We start from the raw sequence: 16,936 nt of genomic DNA on the forward strand, positions 1-16,936 counted from the left end.
CCGGGCTCACAGGCATGCGGCCCGGTACTGCCAATCGCTACGGCACCTTCTTGTGCCGCCCCAGCACCGTGACCAGCAGGGCCACCGTATCGGCGTTGGCCAGCATGACGTCGGTACGCTTCTCGACATCGGCATAGAACACATCGCGTGCCTGTGACAGGCTCTTTGTACCGGTGATGTCCAGAATCCTGCGCAAGGACTTGCCGTCGCGCTTGCCCAGGTCTTTCCAGGTGCCGTCATGCTGGTGAATGCGAAACAGCCGGTCTGCGGAGGTGCGATGGGACAGGCCGTTCTGGTGCACAACGATGTCCTCCTTCATCGCATGGCGATAGGCCGAGTTGTCTTCGAGCAGGTCGACAAACGGCATGTGCGCCTCGACATAGGCAATGTCTTCGGTGGCGCAATACAAGTGCGACAGTTCATGCAACAGAACCGCCGAGCGAAAATGCGCCCCCAGGTGGAAGCTACCGCGCCTTGTCACACTGGGCTTGAGCCGGCACACCGGCTCGATGAAGAATTTTTCCGTCAGGTAGATGCGCTTTTGCGGCTCGGTCAGAAAGGTGAAGGCCAGCGTATTTTCCCCATTGGTCCTGCGGGTACCGACGATAAAGCGTTGAGAGTTGAACGGTGACAGGGAACTGTCCATCAATTCGCCATACAGCCGCCTGACCACGCTGTCGACAGTGTCGTAGAGACGGGTGTCCGGGTGGGGGGCGCCGAAGAAGTCGGCCAGGAGGGCCGTGACCTGCTCATGATGGCCACCGTCAGCGGTACGATAGGCCAGATTGTCCAGGCAGTTTTCCAGGTACTGGCGCGCCTGCGCATGGCCCTCGACGATATCCTGGGCCCGAGTACGGTATTTCTGACGAATCTCCGCCATGCCGCGCGCCTCGACGAGCAGGGAGTGTTCCACTTCGGCCTCGACCAGGCTGCTCTGTATGCGGGTGACGATCCCGCCGCCGCCTCTGAGCCCGCCTTGCAGATCCAGTTGCCACTGTTGTTGCAAATCGAGGGTAATGCGCGGCCCCGTATTGTCGCCACCGACGATGTACCAGCCATTCTCGTCCTGGGCCACCTCGTAGACCGCGCCGGCCAGGGGCACATACGTTCTGTCATTGGCCGGGTTCAGGTAGACATTGAGCAATGGGTCCTTGGACAGCGTATTGAGGTTCACTTCATGGACCCGAAACGGGCGCAGCCGCGACCATAACTGCGACGTCATGCGGTTATTGCCCCAGCCGAACGACTCGAAGTTCGGCGAAGGCTGCCTGTCGGTGATCACGGGCACGCCTTCAGGGTCCATCACTTCAGGCTCGGCCATCTCTTCTTCCCTGGCACGCCGCGCAGAAATCAGCACGCCAAGGCCGGCCAGCAGCTCGGACGCCGCCTTGCCCCAGTTTTCCTGCACCACGTCGAGGGCCGAAGCGTGCAGTAGGCCCTGGCTCTGCCACACACCGACCAGCGCGCCCAGGCGCCCCGGCAACAAGGCCAGAAGCTGCTCGGCACCCAGTGCCCAGAGAAACTGTGTACGGCTGCGGTCAGCCTCGTGGTTGGTCACACTCAACTGGTCGAACCACCATTGCAGGACCTGCCCGGCACTGTCGAGCAAGGCTTGCAGCGCATTGCCCTGCAGCGGTGCCACGGCCAGTGCAACCGGCTGCGGAGTCGACCAGGGCACATCCAGCGTCGACTCGGTACTGAATGGCACATGCGGTTCCATGAACCCACCATTGTCGTATAACCGACGCCCTGCCGGGTCGAGGCGATCGAGAATGAAGGCCTGCATGGGCGCATGCATGTGAATATCGTTCAGCAAGGCGTCGGCATCAGCGTACTCCTTGAGCAGGAAATCGGCGTTGAACAACGCATACAACAACCACGGGCCCGGCTGCGGTGCACGGGGCGCAATGATGAACGCGCCCAGCACCGGATTTACAGGCAGACCGGGAGCCGCCTGCAACTGCAAGGGGCTGATGATGATGTCGTGCCCCAGCACCGGCAGCCGCCCCGTGCCATCGGGCATGCTCAAGACATTTTCGATGAAGCGATAACCCTGCTCGCTCAGGTCGTCGACGATGCGCATGGCATAGGTACGCAGCAGCTCCAGGGGCGGTATCTGCTCGGCGTAGAACTTCAGGCGCACGGCATAATCGGGATCGCCGGGCGAGAACTTGTCACTCAAGAGCTGCCGGTAATGGGTCGAGATATCCAGGTCGCGGATCAGTTGCTCCAGGTAGGCAGACGTCAGCGCGTCCTGCAGATCGCCTGACTCGTTTGTCGAGACCGAAATCAGGCCACCCTGGCTGGCCGAGAACCGCTCGATGGCGTAGTCGGTCAGGCTGGCGCTCACCTGGGTCGTCGCCGCAGGCAAGCCCTGGGGAACCTCACCAGTCGCCACCGGCGCTGCGGTGTAATGCGTCAGGGTCACCTTGATTCGGTCGGGGCTCAGGGCGTGCCCGGGAAAGTCGGCCTGCAGCCGGGCCAGCAATTTCGTGCGGGCGTACTCACGCGGTTCCGGAATATCAAAGAGAAAATCCTTGCCTGAATGACACGCCACATACCAGTGCTGGACGATGCGCCTGAGTTCGAACAACTGCTCCAGCGTGGCCTGCTTGACCCAGGCCGGCAGCAAGGCATCGGAAAGCAGCACCTGCAGCGTGATCCCGATCCGGTCGAGTAATTGTCGGTTGCCTGTATCGTACTCTCTGGCCTGCAGGGTATTGCGCAGTTCATCGGCTGGCAGCTTCCAGCGCCGGGCCTGGCGCAGGGCATGCGCCACGTCCTGGCATTGCCGATCGATATCGGCCTGCTGCAAGGCCTGGATGAAATGCCCTTCCACCGGCTGCAACAGCACCTTGAGCGATAAGGGGCCCTGCTGGCTGTCCAGGCAAGATTGCAAGCGGGCCCGGTCGGCCTGGCCGAGCTGGCTCATCCAGGCCGCACGCGCCACCGGCCGGGCAAAGTCGGCGACCAGGTGATCCTCTAGCGCCTGCAGCGAAGCATGCGTGGCAAGCCCCGCGCACAACGACCACGCGACGTAATGCCCGGGACTTGCCGCCCGGTGCAGGACCAGCATGTCATGCACCAGCACATCGGGCTGGCCGGGGTCAAAAGAGAGATGAACCTGGTTGACCACGACTCGTTGCTCACCCTGGGCCGCGCGCAGGTAAGCGATCGGTCGATCCAGGGCCTGACGAAAGATCTCCAGGCTCGGCAAGTCGGGATCTTCGACGCGCAGCCCCATGGCCAACTCCAGGTGCAGTGCACAATCACGAATCTGAACGCCCTGCATCGGCAAAGGCAACCGGGTGTCGAGCCAGCGCAGGGGGCGGGAGAAAAAGCGCTGCAGGTGCAGCTTATAACGCTCGGCAAACACTTTGCATGCCTGTGTGAGGATCTGTTCGAGCAGCGCGACGGGCAGCTCCGGCACACGCTGTATCGTATGTTCGGTTGTGCCGCTCAATACCCTGGCATCGCCAGGCAGTGGTTCGGATAAGTGCCCGCTGAGCCGCTCGAGCGCCAGGGAAACAAGCCGGACGTTGCCCATGCCAGCGACTTGAACCCACAGGTCGCGGGCATCCGGGTGCGCGTCGCCCAGCACCGCCAGATAACCATTCAGCACTTCGCGCATGCAGCCACCCACGCCGCTGTAGAACTGGCCCTGGCGCTCGACGAACAGGTCCAGGACCCTTAATTGCTGGCCCCAGGAGTCCGGCGAAATGAGAATGGGCGAGTCGATCAGCCACGGATGGTCGTCGCTGCCGTCCTCCAGATCCGAGGCCCAGCGTTTCTCGAAGCTGCCCTGGCCACCGGCCCAGCGCGTGTTGTCATGCACGCCCATCAGGCGATGATCCAGCAGCGCGCGGATGTCCAGCGCGTCATCCACCCGGACGGCAGCGCGCTTGTGCTCGATGGCCGGTAGATCAAGCACGTGCGCCAGGCTGCGCTTTTGCAAGGCAATGATCGACTCGAGCTGCCGGGTGAACAACGACTCTTCGATCAGGTCCAGGCGCACATGCTCGATTCCCGTTGCCTGCAAGGCACCATGCTCGTTCAACGAAGTGAAATGCACGACCTCGACAAATCCCTGGTCACTGCGAAAGTGTGCTTCGAGTTGCTGGCGATTGGCGAAGCGTCGTATCCCGTAGCGCGAAGAGAACAGGTACAAACCCGGCAGTTCGGTATTGATCAGTTCCAGAAGAAAAAGACCCGACAGCTTTATTGCGCCCTGCCCGCTCACCATGATCGACACCTGCCAGGCCTGACCGGCCTCGCCACCGCTGCGCAATGCGGTGTCACGCAGACGCCGCAGTTCCAGCTCGCTCAATTGCTGGCGAGCACGGGCGTGCAACAGACCGTGACGAAACGCGTCGGCCAGGGCGCTTGTGACGAATTCACGCACCGTCAGGCCATCGGCCCGCAGCGCGTTCCAGTATTCATCCAGCGCGACCTGATAAGGCCGATCCAGGTCGATGCCGGCCGCGGTCAGTGCCGACTGCCAGGGCAAGGCCTGAGCCTCACTCAACAGCTCGCCCCGGGGCCCCAGAAACTGCCGTGGCGTCACGCTGCCAGCCCCATGGTCGACAAACGCCGCCTCGGCCAGGGCTTGCGTACCCACGACCCGAACCCCCTCAAGGCCGGTTTCGCTGAGCAGTTGCAGCGGGTGCTGGAAAACATCGATGTCGATCTGCAGCCGGGACTGGATTTCATCCTGCAACTTGCGGGCGATGACCGTCTGCATTGATGGCAGGTCGTCGAGCTGGCGGTTCAGGGCGTCAAGATGAGCGGCCTGCTGCTCAAGGATCGCCTGCGCCCGGCGCGTAAAGGGATCATCTGGCACATGCTCGACCTCCAGGACCGCCGAACGCCCCCCCAGAAAACGCTGGATGAGCGCTGCGTTCAGTCGGGTACGATCATCGAAGCGTTCGATCCCGAACAGCAGGGTGTGCAGGAAGATGGGCGCCGTCGGCAGCAAGGGATCGCTGATCACCCAGGCTGCGGTCAGTTCGGCGCCCAGTTCAAGGCCTGTTTCGCTGACCAGGCGCTCAACGCGCAGCCTCGGTAACGTGGCATCGTGGTCTGGCGTATCGAGCAGCCCCTGCAGCCAGTCGTGTTGGTCTGCGCTGATCTGTGAAGTACTCAACGCTTGCCTGAGGTGCAGGGAAAAGCGCTTTTTCAGCGCCGGGCCATGAAAATAGGGTGTCTCGACAGCGGACATGCAAGGTTCCTTTTGCAGGGTCTGGCCGGCTCCGGCACCCGCCACAGGCGTGATGACGGAGCCGGCAAAAAGAACCGGGATGCTATCGACAGGTACCGCGCGTGCTGCGCTACATAAGGCAATAATTCAGCGCCAGCGCTGCTGCCCCAGCAGGCTGACCAGCATGGTCAGCGAATCGGCGTTGGCCAGGATGATCCGGCGCCTCGCATGCGGGTTGGCGAAAAACTCCCGACGGGCAGCCGGCAGGTCGGGCTGCCCGGTGAGCAACAGGACAGCCGCAAAGGCCGGTCCATCCTCGACGCGCAGATCGCGCATGCCGCCGGCTTCCCTGACCTGGAACAACTGCCCTGGCGGCGTCCGGTGCGACAGCGAAGACTGGCGCAGTTGCTGCAGACGCTGTTTGTAGTGAGCCAACGCCGGCAGGCTTTCATCGAGCCGCTCCAGCGGCGGTGCGCTGGCATCCAGATAGGCAATGTCATGGGTGTCGAGGACCAGATGGGAGATCTCGTGCAGCAGGGCCATGGCCCGAAAGTGATCGCCCGGATTGAACGCCCGACTGCCAGGCGGGCCCTCCACGAGGCGATAGGGCGGTGTGGCAAAGAACATCGGACCAAGAAAAAACCGCGCCTGTGGATCGCCGACGATCACAAAGGCGGCCAGGGTCTCGCGGCCTGGCTGGAGGGCACCGGTGACGAAACGCATGGAATCCAGGGGCGACAGCGAAGGCTCCGACAGCGCCATGAACAGCTCGCTGACCCGCGCCCTCAGGCTGTCGATCAGCACCATGCCCGGCACCGGTACGCCGAAGAAGTCACGCAATACAGCCTGCACCGGCGCGGACAAGCCTTCGGCGAACGGCACGTTGAGGTTGAACAGCACATTGCGCAGGTACGCCAGGGCCTGGTAGCGCGCCAGGTTGATCTGCCGGGCGTGATCACGGGACCGGCTGCGGATTTCAGTGATGCCACTGGCCTGCACGATCATGAGTTCATCAATGCGGTCCTGCAGCTCCTGATGCTCATCCGTGCGATCCGGCAAACCGCCGCCGCGCAAGCCCTGTCCGAGATCGAGTTCCCATTGCTGGTGACTGTCCAGGCGAATGGCAGGACCGTCGCCGCTACCGCCAGTGATCCGCCAGCCACTGTGCTGCAGGGCGACCTCATAAACCTGCCCGGCCACGGCGGCATACTGGCGTGCAGTGACCGGGTCCTGATAGAGGTTCAACAAGGCATCACGGTGCAGGCTGTTCAACTCGATGTCATGCACCTCGAACGGGCGCAGTCGCTGTTTGAGTTCGGGCGTCAATGCCGAATGGCGCCAGGAAAACTCCGGAAAGTCCAGGGCCGGCTCCCGGCGTGGGTCGCGCAACGCCGGGTCGGCCTCTTCATGACGCGTCGTCACCAGCATGCCCAGTGCCGCCGAGAACTCGGACAGCGCCTCTCCCCAATGCCGCTCGTAGGCAGCACTGGCCGACGCACGGAACAATGCCTGGCTTTGCCAGGCGGCCAACAAGAGGCCCAGCTTGCCGGGCACGAAGGCCAGGATCTGTTCGACCCCCAGCGCCAGCACATGCACGAACGACGCCCAGTCGGCTTCGGCACTGGTGACGCTTTGCTTGCGGCTCAAGTCCTGCAACAACTGCAGGGTGGCCTCGAACAGGTGCCGCAGGGCATTGCCCTCCAGCACCTCGGTGCCCAAGGCGACCTGCGCGGGCCTGACCAGTGGCACGTCGCTGAACGACTCGGTGCTCCAGGGAATGTGCGCCTCATGCAGGCCATCGTTTTCATAGCGTTTGCGCACGACAGGCGCCACCCGGTCCAGTATCAACCGCTGCAAGGGAGCCACCGTGCGCAACTGCGCCAACAGATCGTCCAGGTCACGAAATTCCTTGAAGCAGAACGACGCGTTGAACAGTGCATGCAGCACCACCGGCCCCTTGCGGGTGTCCAGCGGCGCGATCAGGTAGAGGCAGGCCACCGGATCAGGCGCCATGTCGGGGCGTGGCACCAGGGTCAAGGGGCGCAAGACGATGTCACACCCGTGCACCGGCTGACGCGCCTGGCTGTCGGGCATTTCCAGAATGCACTGGATGAAATCGAAGGCGGTCGGGCTGAGCGAGCCCTGCATTTTCATTTCCAGCGCCACCAACGACAGCAGGGTCGGCACCTGACGAATGAAACGTTCCCGGCGCTGCGGGTAGTGCGGATCGGTCGGTGCCAGCCGTTCGGTCAACAGCCTCCGGTAGTGCATGCCCAGGTCCAGTTCATGCACCAGCGCGGCGACATAGCCGGCTGTCAGCCCGGCCGGGTGCGTCATGTCCGGCGGCACACTGACGCTCAGGCTGGCGCCCTGCAGGTGGGCGAAGTGGTTCAGGGCGAAATCCACCAGGCTTTCACTGTCGACCTGCGTGGCGGCCGGGATGGCCGAGGGAATGCTGCCCAGCGGCACCGGGGCCGCAATGTAATGGGTCACGGTCACGATAATGCGCTGCGGGTCCGGCGCCCCATCGGGGAAATCACGGGCCAGGGCGACCAGCAGGTGCTGACGGGCAAAGCCGTGGAGCGACGCGATACCGCTCAGAAAGTCTTCGTTGCGATCTACGTCATGGCCGTAACGGCTCAACAGGTCGGCATAGACGTCCATGTCGGCCATCGAGGCCGAGCGCAACCACGGCGGCAGCATGGCCAGGAGCACTTTGTTCTGGATGCGGAGGGCCAGGTTATCCAGACAGACCAGCAAGCGTCGATCCTCACCGGCCAGGTCGATGTAGCGCCGGCACAGGGGGGCCGCCAGTCGTTGGCTGCGGGCCTGTTGCAGGGCATTGTCGACGCGTTGTTGCTGGCGCTGCTGTTCATCGTGCTGCATGCGGCGAATGAAATGCCCGTTCTCCGGCGCCCGCTGCAAACGGAACGAATGACCTGCCCCCAACTGCTCATCGAGGTGGCGGCGGTCAGGCTCATCAAGCAGCGCCAGCCAGCGTCCCCGTCCGGCCGGGGGCGCCATGCGCCGATTGAGCCATTGTTCAAGCGCGTGCATCGAGGCCAGAGGTTGCAGGCCGGTGATCGATGACCAGAACAACAAGGCCTGTTGTGGCTGACCGGCCAGGCTGATGACCCAGGCATCGGCCATGGCCAGCGGCAGCGCCCGGCCATCGGCCAGCAGGATCAGCGCCCTGGCCTCGACCTGCGCATGCCCCAGGGCCGGACGCGTCGTGGACTGCGGGTGGTCCAGCACATGCTGCAGCCAGTCGGCGTGCAGTAGCGGAAACGACTCGGTACGGCGCGCCACGGCCAGTTCCAGGCGTAACAGGGCTTCACGCAGGGTGCACAAGGTCTGGCCCGGCAGTGTCTGGGTGTGCCCCTGGCGCAACGCATGTGACTGGAAGGCCTCGACACTGTTGGCACACAGTTCGTGCAGACGCCCGGCGGCGCGGGCCAGCAGGTGGTCGAGCAGCGGACGGTTGAAGGCCATCAGGGGTTGCCAGCTGTCATGCACTGGCAACTGGCCAAACGCTGCACTGCCGGTCGGCAAGGGCCCCGGGCGGGCACCGCTCATGTGCTCCAGCAGCAGGTCGATCAGGCCCAGCCGTTGCGCAGTGACCACCGGCGCAGCAGGCTGTACGCCGACGTGGTTGTCTTCGTGATTGTCGCCACCGGTTTCGACCCAGTCGATTTCTATCTGCGCTGCACTTAACGGCTCAGGCGCACCCAGCACCGCCAGCCACGGGCTCAGCGCCTGCCTGGCCAGGCTTTCCAGCCGCGGCCGCCGGTCATCAAGCGCAGCCAGCTGCGTGACCAGTCGGTTGACCTGCTCCAGCCAGATGGCCGCAGGCTCATGCGGGGCAGCGGGTACCTGGGTCTGCGCCGACGGCGGTAGCGGCCAGGTGCTGGCAAAGGAGGAAGGCGCTGCCGCCCAGCGCCGACTGCCTTCGATGAAAGGCAGGCGGCCATCGAGCAGACTGCGTACATCCAGGGCGTCGTCGAGCATGGCCTGTTGTTCCTGCGGCTCACGGCGAGCGCGCCTGAAAGCTTGATCCAGATTGCGCTTTTGCAACGCGACCAGCGCGTCGATGCTGTCCAGGAACAGCGGCGCGCTCAACGGATAGGCCTGCACCTCAAGCCCACCGGTTGCCGGCCACAACGCCTGATCATCCAGGGAAAGATACCCCTGCAACTCTGCGCGCCCGGCCTCGCTGCTGGCCAGCGAAACCAGGGCTGGCCAGTCGCTCAGATAGCGCAATCCCCTGGCGGGGCAGTACAGCACATCGCCCTGTGTGCCGAGATGAATCAGGTACAGGCCGATCAATTTGAACGGTCCCTGCCCGCCCACACTGACCGCCAGCCGACTGATCGGGACCGGCGCGGCAGTATCGAGCAGCCGCGTGCCCACCTGCACCAATGCCTCGGCCCACGAGTGCCCGGCGTGCTGCGCCTCGAAGGCCTGGTGGGTCAAGGCGTCGGCCAGGGCTTGGGCGAAGCGCGTGCGGCGGTTCACCCCATGCGCATCGTGGGCAAGCCAGAAGTCATCGAGTCGGCTGTCGACGTCGTGCTTGAGGTCGGTGGATGCCGGCGCGTCATGCCACTGCGGCAAGTGTTCCAGTTCACGACTGAGTTCGCTCAGCATCTGCGCCTGGTGATCGACGATGCGCAGCATACGCGGTGCCAAGACCTGCGAGCCGAGTACCTGGTACTCGAACACCGGTTCGCGGCCGGCAAGCACGGCAAAGCGCTGCTTCAAGCGCTCTGCAAGCGCTGCCCGGTCAGTGAAGCGCTCAAGGCCCCAGGCCAGGGTGTCCAGATAAAGTGTCTCGGCAGCTTGCTGCCGACGCACGATCAGCAGGGCCGAGGCCAGGCCCAGGGGCACCGGCGAGCCATCCTCGAGCAACAAGGTGTAGACAGCAGGCGCGTCGGCGGCGTCAGGCGCAGCAGCCTTGAGGCCGTCCAGGGACAGCAGCCAGTTCAGCTCAAAGGCATCGAGGGTTCCCTGGTCCCTGGCGTGGCGCAGGTTGTGTGCAAACCTGTCGCGCAGCGACTCGACATGAAAGTAAGGGGTGGGTGACATGGCAGCGTTCCTTTTGCACAAAAGGCCACCGCACACGCACGCAGCGTGTGGATGGCCGAAAAATGAAAAAGGAGCCTAACCAGAGTGTGATGCAAGGCTGCCGTACATATGGCTGCCTTCAGGACTTGCGGTTTTTTTCCACCCAGGCGGCGAAGGTGTCGATGAATGTCTTCAGAAACCCTTGGGTGCGTTCGTTCAGGGTACCGTCTTCATTGAAACCGGCACCGATGTTGCCCAGGTAGGCTTCAGGCTGTTGCAGGCAGGCGACATCGAGAAACACCAGCGACTGGCGCAAGTGGTGGTTGGCGCCAAAGCCGCCGATGGCACCCGGCGAGGCACTGACGACCGCGCCTGGCTTGCCGCTGAAAGCGCTCTTGCCATAGGGGCGCGAGCCGACGTCGATAGCGTTTTTCAGGGCGCCGGGCACCGAGCGGTTGTATTCGGGGGTGACAAACAGCACGCCGTCGGCGCTCGCCAGGTGCTCGCGAAAGGTGCTGTAGGCGGCTGGCGGGTTTTCACCGTCGATGTCTTCGTTATACAGCGGCAAGTCGCCGATTTCGACAATGTTCAGCTTCAGGCTTGCGGGGGCAAGCTCGGCCAGGGCCAAGGCGATTTTGCGGTTGATCGAATCTTTTCTGAGGCTGCCGACCAGAACGGCAATAGAATGCACCTGACTCATGGAAACTCCTGCTGCGAAGGGGGGGTGAAGACTATGAGTTATAGATGAAACGCTGGTTGAGTTGTATGAAGCCTGTGCTTTTCTTTTCAGTCATGAAAAGGACAGCGTGGCTGCCGAACTCAAAGGCCTTTTAGTGGTCTACAGGCGCGATTCACACGCAATGTTCGCGGTTCTTACAGAGGTTCAAGGCAAATGGCTGCAGTTATGGTCGGACAGTTTCAGGCAAGAGATGCCGAAGGGCGCGTCTACCCGATGCATGAATTCCAGGAGGCACGCAGCGATGCCGAAGGTGGCGCGCATGTAGTGACCACCTACCGCCTGGCGATCGGAGACCGCATCAATCACCTGGGGGGTGACGAGTTCGAGCTGGTGCAGAATGGCGTCAAGCTAACCCGTATCCGCTAATAGCCAACAGCGCACTGAGTCGCTGCCGTGACTCAGTTGGACGTGAAGATCAGGTACCAGAAAATGCCGGTTTCACGCGTCTGCGGGTCGATGCCGCGATAACACAGGTGATCGACGCTGCCGACCACAAAGCCGAAGGTCTCGTACAACCGACACGCGGCCAGGTTGTTGTTCTGGGTTTCCAGCACCACCCCTGCCAACTCGCGCGCCTGGCTCCACTGCCGCGCCCTTTCCAGCAACGAGCGCGCCACCCCCAGGCGCCGCGCCGGCCGGTCCACGGCCAACTCGTCGATATAGCCAAAACCGTTCCAGTGCGCGCGCAGCACAATGTGTCCCACGGCGTGCTCGCCCAGCCAGGCGACCAGCACCGTGGCCTGGGTGGACTGGCGCCGGTCACACAATTGCGGGCAGTCGAGGCCGTAGTCCTTCTCGAAGGGCTCGACTGTTTCCAGGGCCCAGGCGGCTACCGGTTCACCGACCCTGGCATCGGCATAGCCGTGCACCATGAAGGCGAACTGGCCGTTGAGCAGATAATCCTCGAACGTCTCGTCCGCCAGACGGATGTCCAGATTGGGCATGGCACAGATGTCGTTCAGGAGACTGCCGACTGACCGGCCTCCTGCATCTGCACCCACAATGCCGGCGCCCCGGCCGCCTTGGCGATGATGGCCAGACGCGCCTCGTGTTCGGCCAGCTCGCTCTCACTGGCGCGAATGACCCGCGAGGCCGGGCGGCTGGCCGGCAAGCGCCGGATTTCACTGGGTCGGCTGGAGTCGCCATCACCACTCTCGGTGCCCTGCCCGGCCAGTAACAAGGTGGTCTGGCCACCGGTCATGGCCAGGTAGACGTCGGCGAGAATCTCCGAGTCGAGCAAGGCGCCGTGCAGCTCACGGCCGGAGTTGTCGACGCCATAGCGCTTGCACAGGGCGTCGAGGCTGTTGCGCTGGCCAGGATGACGCTCACGGGCCATCTGCAAGGTATCGAGGACCGTGCAGTACTGGGTGATGTCGGTCTTGTCGGCCTGGCCGATCAGGGCGAATTCGTTGTTGATGAAGCCAACGTCGAACGCCGCGTTATGAATGATCAGTTGCGCGCCACGAATGAATTCGTAGAACTCGTCGGCGACCTCGGCAAAACGCGGCTTGCCGACCAGGAATTCGTTGGTGATACCGTGCACGCCGATGGCGCCTTCGTCACTCTCGCGATCCGGCTGCAGGTAGACGTGGAAGTGCCGGCCGGTCAGGCGACGACCGATCAGCTCGACGCAACCGATCTCGATGATGCGGTGGCCATCGGTCACCGGCATACCGGTGGTTTCGGTGTCGAGCACGATCGAACGGTTATCGGTATTTTGCAATGTCATGGTTCGTTGCCTCTTGTGCAGGCGGCGATCTTAACATGGGGTTACGAAGCAGTGCGTGGGGTGGGCCGAGTGGCAAGCGGCTTCAGCCGTGCATGTATGGCCTCCAGAGGCCCGTCAGTGCAGCGCAACTTGTGGGAGACAGCCCTGCTGGCGATGGCTATGGAACAGACGCAGCAGATATATCGTCCTTGCTGGCCTCATCGTCGGATCGCCGCCCGCAGCAAGCCGCCTCCCACAGGATTGATGTCGCCCAAGGGCTCATGCCTGGCACCTGACCGTGGGAGACGGCCTGTCGGCGATGGCGGCGGTACAGACTCAGCGGATGTGACGGTTGCCGCCCAGAGCCAGGCGATGCCGCACCCGTGTGCATTCAGGCCTTGGCGCGCACTTCGTCGACGCCACGGTTGGCCAGCTGGTCGGCGCGTTCGTTGCCCGGATGGCCGATGTGCCCGCGTACCCATTGCCATTTGACCTGGTGCCGATTGACCTGCTCGTCAAGCTGCTGCCAGAGGTCGGCATTCTTGACCGGCTCTTTGGCGGCGGTTTTCCAGCCGCGTTTTTTCCAGTTGGTCATCCACTCGGTGATGCCCTTCATGACGTACTGCGAGTCGGTGACCAGCGTCACTTCGCAGGAACGCTTCAGCGCTTCCAGACCACGGATGGCCCCGGTCAGCTCCATGCGGTTATTGGTGGTGTTGGCTTCGCCACCCCAGAGTTCCTTTTCCTGGCCCTTGCAGACCAGCAACGCGCCCCAGCCACCCGGGCCGGGATTGCCCTTGCAGGCACCGTCGGTAAACAGTTCAACCGATTCGCTCATCAATGTTTTCCCAGCTAATACTTCAAATACAGGGCCTGGGCGGGCCAGCCTCAGGGCTCGCAACCGTCGCGACTGACCTTGGCCAGCGGCATCGGGATCAGCGTGCTCACAGGCTCGCGTCGCGCCTGACGCAGCGGGCGCAGGCCCACGACCAGCTTGCGCGCCACCAGCAGATAGAATCCGCCGCCCGGTGCCTGGTTGTTGTGGCCCCAGGCTTCCAGCCCGTGCAGGCGCGCCTGCCAGTTGGCCGATGCAAACGGCGGACGATAGCACCCGAAGCGGCGCTTCTCCAGCGCAAAACCCAACAGGTTGAGCCAGTCGGCCACCCGCGAAGGTGAAATGCAGCGCGCCTTGCGCAGGGCGCCGCGGCTGAACAGGCGGCGCAGTCCCCAGGTGCTCCAGGGGTTGATGCCGATGATCACCAGGTGTCCGCCGGGGCGCACGCTGCTGGCCGCCTCACGTAACAGGCCATGGGGTGAAAGGCAGAAATCCAGGCCATGCTGCAGCACGACGATGTCAGCGGCATGCTCGCTCAGGGGCCAGGCCTGTTCTTCACAGACAATCTCCATGCCGGGCAACGGCGCCCCCAGGCGCACGGTGCGCTGCACCTGCGGCGCCAGCGGCGGGTTCTGGGCATTGGGCCCGTAGTGCACCAGGTAACCACCGAAGAAACGCGCCAGTTCCTCTTCGACGACACGGCGCTCTTCTTCGACCAGCATGTGCCCCAGGGGACCGGACAACCATTCACGGGCCGCCTGGGTCAATGCCAGCCATTGCGGGTCGGCCTGGGCAAACGCTTGATCGGTCATCGTTGTGTTTCCTCCGGGAGCTGACGGCTCGACGTGTATGCGTGCAGTGCCTAAGATGCACTATTGTTTCTCGCCAAGCGAACTGCGCCATGATACAGATCCACGCCTTGCACGCTTTCAGTGACAATTACATCTGGTTGTTACAAGACCCGACAACCCGCCACTGCGCGGTGGTCGACCCGGGTGACGCCACACCGGTGCTCGACTGGCTGGCGCACAATCCGGGCTGGCAACTGACCGACATCCTGATCACCCACCACCACAACGACCATGTGGGTGGCGTGGTTGCCATCAAGCAGGCCACTGGCGCACGCGTGTCGGGGCCGGCCGGTGAAACCATTCCGGCCCGTGATGTGGCGCTGGCCGACAATGACCAGATCAGCACACTGGGCCTGAGCTTCGATGTACTGCTGGTGCCCGGGCATACGGCAGGTCATATCGCCTTCTACCACAGCGACCCGCACCAGCCCTTGCTGTTCAGCGGCGACACCTTGTTTGCCGCCGGCTGCGGACGCCTGTTCGAGGGCACGCCCGAGCAGATGCACCAGGCCCTCACCCGCCTGGGCGCCCTGCCCGACAACACGGCCGTGTACTGCGCCCATGAATACACCTTGAGCAACCTGCGCTTTGCCAGGGCCGTGGAGCCGGACAACCCTGACGTGGCCGAGCGCTTCGAGCAGGTCACCCAGCTGCGCCGCGAAAACCGCATCAGCCTGCCCTCAAGTCTGGCACTGGAACACTTGACCAATCCGTTTCTCAGGGCCCATGTAACATCCGTTAAAGAAAAAGCTGACGAGTGGAGCGGCAAGGACAATACGTCGCCCTGTGCGGTTTTCGCCAGCCTGCGAGCCTGGAAAAACGGGTTCTGAGGTGACCACCTGGCCGCTCAAAGTTCCCTAAAGGTTGACCAGTGGCGGCGCGCTTTCTAGAATCGCCCGACATTTTTGCCTGGATACACCCCGGACAATGTCGTCATCTACTGGAAAACCCGCGAGTTCCGACACATTGACGCGCCTGGCTCAAGCCATCGCGGTGACGGCAAGCGCGCTGTTGGCAGGCTGTCAGACCACCGGTCACGTCGAGCCCGACACCCAAACGACCTCGACCTGGCGCAGCCAGCCCAACCTGGCGGCAGGCATCAAGCAGAAGCCGATCTTCGCCCCCACGCCTTCGCCGCAGGCCGCGCCGCAGGACGTGTGGGAGCGTATCCGCCTGGGCTACCAGTTGCAGCAAAGCAACGAGATGAACCCGCGCATCGACCAGCAACGCCTATGGTTCGCCAACAACCCTTCGTTCCTGGAAAACGCAGGCGAGCGCGGCAGCCTGTACATGCACTACATCGTCGAGCGCCTCGAAGAGCGCAACATGCCGCTGGAGCTGGCCCTGCTGCCGGTGATCGAAAGCGCCTACAACCCGATGGCCATTTCCCGCAGCCAGGCAGTCGGCCTGTGGCAGTTCATTCCGTCCACGGGGCGTTATTTCAACCTGCGCCAGACCAGTTTCTATGACGGGCGCCGCGACATCCAGGCCTCGACCAACGCCGCGCTCGACTACCTGAGCCGCCTGCACGACATGTTCAACGGCGACTGGATGCTCGCCCTGGCGGCCTACAACGCCGGCGAAGGCACGGTCAGCCGGGCCATCGAGCGCAACGAAAAACTTGGCCTGCCCACCGACTACTGGAACCTGCCGCTGCCCCAGGAAACCCGCGACTACGTGCCCAAGCTGCTGGCCCTGTCGCAGGTGGTGCTGACCCCGGCCGCGTACGGCGTGAACCTCAACCCGATCGCCAACGAGCCGTATTTCGAAGTGGTCGAAGTGAACAAGCGCGTCGACCTGTCGCGCGTCGCCAGCCTGGCCAATATCGATGAAGACGAGCTGATCCAGCTTAACCCGGCCTTCAAGAAGCGCATGACCGTCGACGGTCCGCAGCACTTGCTGGTGCCGACCGCCAAGGCGCAACTGGTCACCGCCAACCTGCCGAACCTGAAACCGGCCGAGCTGATGGAGTGGCAGCACTACCGGGTTCGTCGTGGCGACACCCTCGACAGCCTGGCCAAGCGTTACCAGGTGTCGGTCAGCTCGCTCAAGAGCAGTAACCGCCTGGCAGGCAATGCCCTCAAGATCGGCCAGTCGCTGAACATTCCCGGGCAACCGGGCGGCATCGCCCAACCCGCCTTCGACGTGGTGGCCAGCGAAGACAAGCCGGGGCGCTCGCGCACCTACCGGGTCAGGAACGGCGACAACCTGACCACCATTGCCCGCACCAACAAGGTCGATGTCGAAGACCTGCAGCGCTGGAACAAGCTCTCAGGCCATCGCCTGAAGATCGGCCAGTCCCTGGTAATCCAGGACACCGCCAAGGCCGCCCCGGCCCGCAGCAGCACCAAGGCCACCGCCGTGGCCAGCACGGCGGTGGACAAGGAAGGCAAGCCGGTGCAGTACAAGATCAAGAAAGGCGACTCGATGTACCTGGTGGCCAAGCGCTTCAATGTCGAGATGAAGCACCTCAAGCGCTGGAACCCACGCTCGGGCCAGGCCCTCAAACCCGGCCAGACCCTGACCGTCTACCTGCCGCATTGAT

10 protein-coding genes are annotated in these 16,936 nt (G+C 63.4%); 3 read left to right on the forward strand and 7 right to left on the reverse strand.

Going from position 1 to position 16,936, the window contains the following annotated elements; all coding sequences use genetic code 11:
- Positions 1-37: 37 nt before the first annotated feature.
- The 3 genes from DGA31_RS12510 to DGA31_RS12520 form a co-directional block, all read right to left on the reverse strand.
- The gene (locus DGA31_RS12510; protein ID WP_109512753.1) at positions 38-5,218 is read right to left on the reverse strand and encodes a dermonecrotic toxin domain-containing protein; all 5,181 of its coding nucleotides are present in this window, start codon (positions 5,216-5,218) and stop codon (positions 38-40) included.
- A 126-nt stretch (positions 5,219-5,344) separates the two neighbouring features.
- Complete coding sequence (locus DGA31_RS12515; protein WP_109512754.1) at positions 5,345-10,279, reverse strand: dermonecrotic toxin domain-containing protein; 4,935 nt, start codon at positions 10,277-10,279, stop codon at positions 5,345-5,347.
- 118 nt (positions 10,280-10,397) lie between these two features.
- On the reverse strand, positions 10,398-10,958 hold the full coding sequence (locus DGA31_RS12520) for an NADPH-dependent FMN reductase (RefSeq protein WP_109512755.1): 561 nt from the start codon (positions 10,956-10,958) through the stop codon (positions 10,398-10,400).
- 192 nt (positions 10,959-11,150) lie between these two features.
- On the opposite strand from DGA31_RS12520, the gene DGA31_RS12525 reads away from it, so the two are divergent.
- Positions 11,151-11,363, forward strand: a complete 213-nt coding sequence (locus DGA31_RS12525) for a hypothetical protein (RefSeq protein WP_056840371.1) — start codon at positions 11,151-11,153, stop codon at positions 11,361-11,363.
- Positions 11,364-11,395: 32 nt separating this feature from the next.
- Here DGA31_RS12525 and DGA31_RS12530 read toward each other — a convergent pair whose 3' ends face one another.
- The 4 genes from DGA31_RS12530 to DGA31_RS12545 form a co-directional block, all read right to left on the reverse strand.
- Positions 11,396-11,941, reverse strand: a complete 546-nt coding sequence (locus DGA31_RS12530) for a GNAT family N-acetyltransferase (protein WP_109512756.1) — start codon at positions 11,939-11,941, stop codon at positions 11,396-11,398.
- A gap of 14 nt (positions 11,942-11,955) precedes the next feature.
- Positions 11,956-12,726, reverse strand: a complete 771-nt coding sequence (gene dnaQ, locus DGA31_RS12535; protein ID WP_056840373.1) for a DNA polymerase III subunit epsilon — start codon at positions 12,724-12,726, stop codon at positions 11,956-11,958.
- 370 nt (positions 12,727-13,096) lie between these two features.
- Positions 13,097-13,543: a ribonuclease HI gene (gene rnhA / locus DGA31_RS12540; protein ID WP_109512757.1), complete on the reverse strand. Its 447-nt coding sequence runs from the start codon at positions 13,541-13,543 to the stop codon at positions 13,097-13,099.
- Positions 13,544-13,593: 50 nt separating this feature from the next.
- Positions 13,594-14,352, reverse strand: a complete 759-nt coding sequence (locus tag DGA31_RS12545) for a class I SAM-dependent methyltransferase (RefSeq protein ID WP_109512758.1) — start codon at positions 14,350-14,352, stop codon at positions 13,594-13,596.
- A gap of 89 nt (positions 14,353-14,441) precedes the next feature.
- Between DGA31_RS12545 and gloB the strand changes: the two genes are divergently transcribed.
- Both gloB and DGA31_RS12555 read left to right on the forward strand, forming a co-directional pair.
- A complete protein-coding gene (gene gloB, locus DGA31_RS12550) occupies positions 14,442-15,221 on the forward strand; it encodes a hydroxyacylglutathione hydrolase (protein ID WP_109512759.1) in 780 nt (259 codons plus the stop codon).
- Between the two features lie 97 nt (positions 15,222-15,318).
- Positions 15,319-16,935: a lytic transglycosylase domain-containing protein gene (locus DGA31_RS12555; protein WP_109512760.1), complete on the forward strand. Its 1,617-nt coding sequence runs from the start codon at positions 15,319-15,321 to the stop codon at positions 16,933-16,935.
- Position 16,936 lies beyond the last annotated feature (1 nt).

Source organism: Pseudomonas ovata (genome assembly GCF_003131185.1).
Taxonomy (GTDB): domain Bacteria; phylum Pseudomonadota; class Gammaproteobacteria; order Pseudomonadales; family Pseudomonadaceae; genus Aquipseudomonas; species Aquipseudomonas ovata.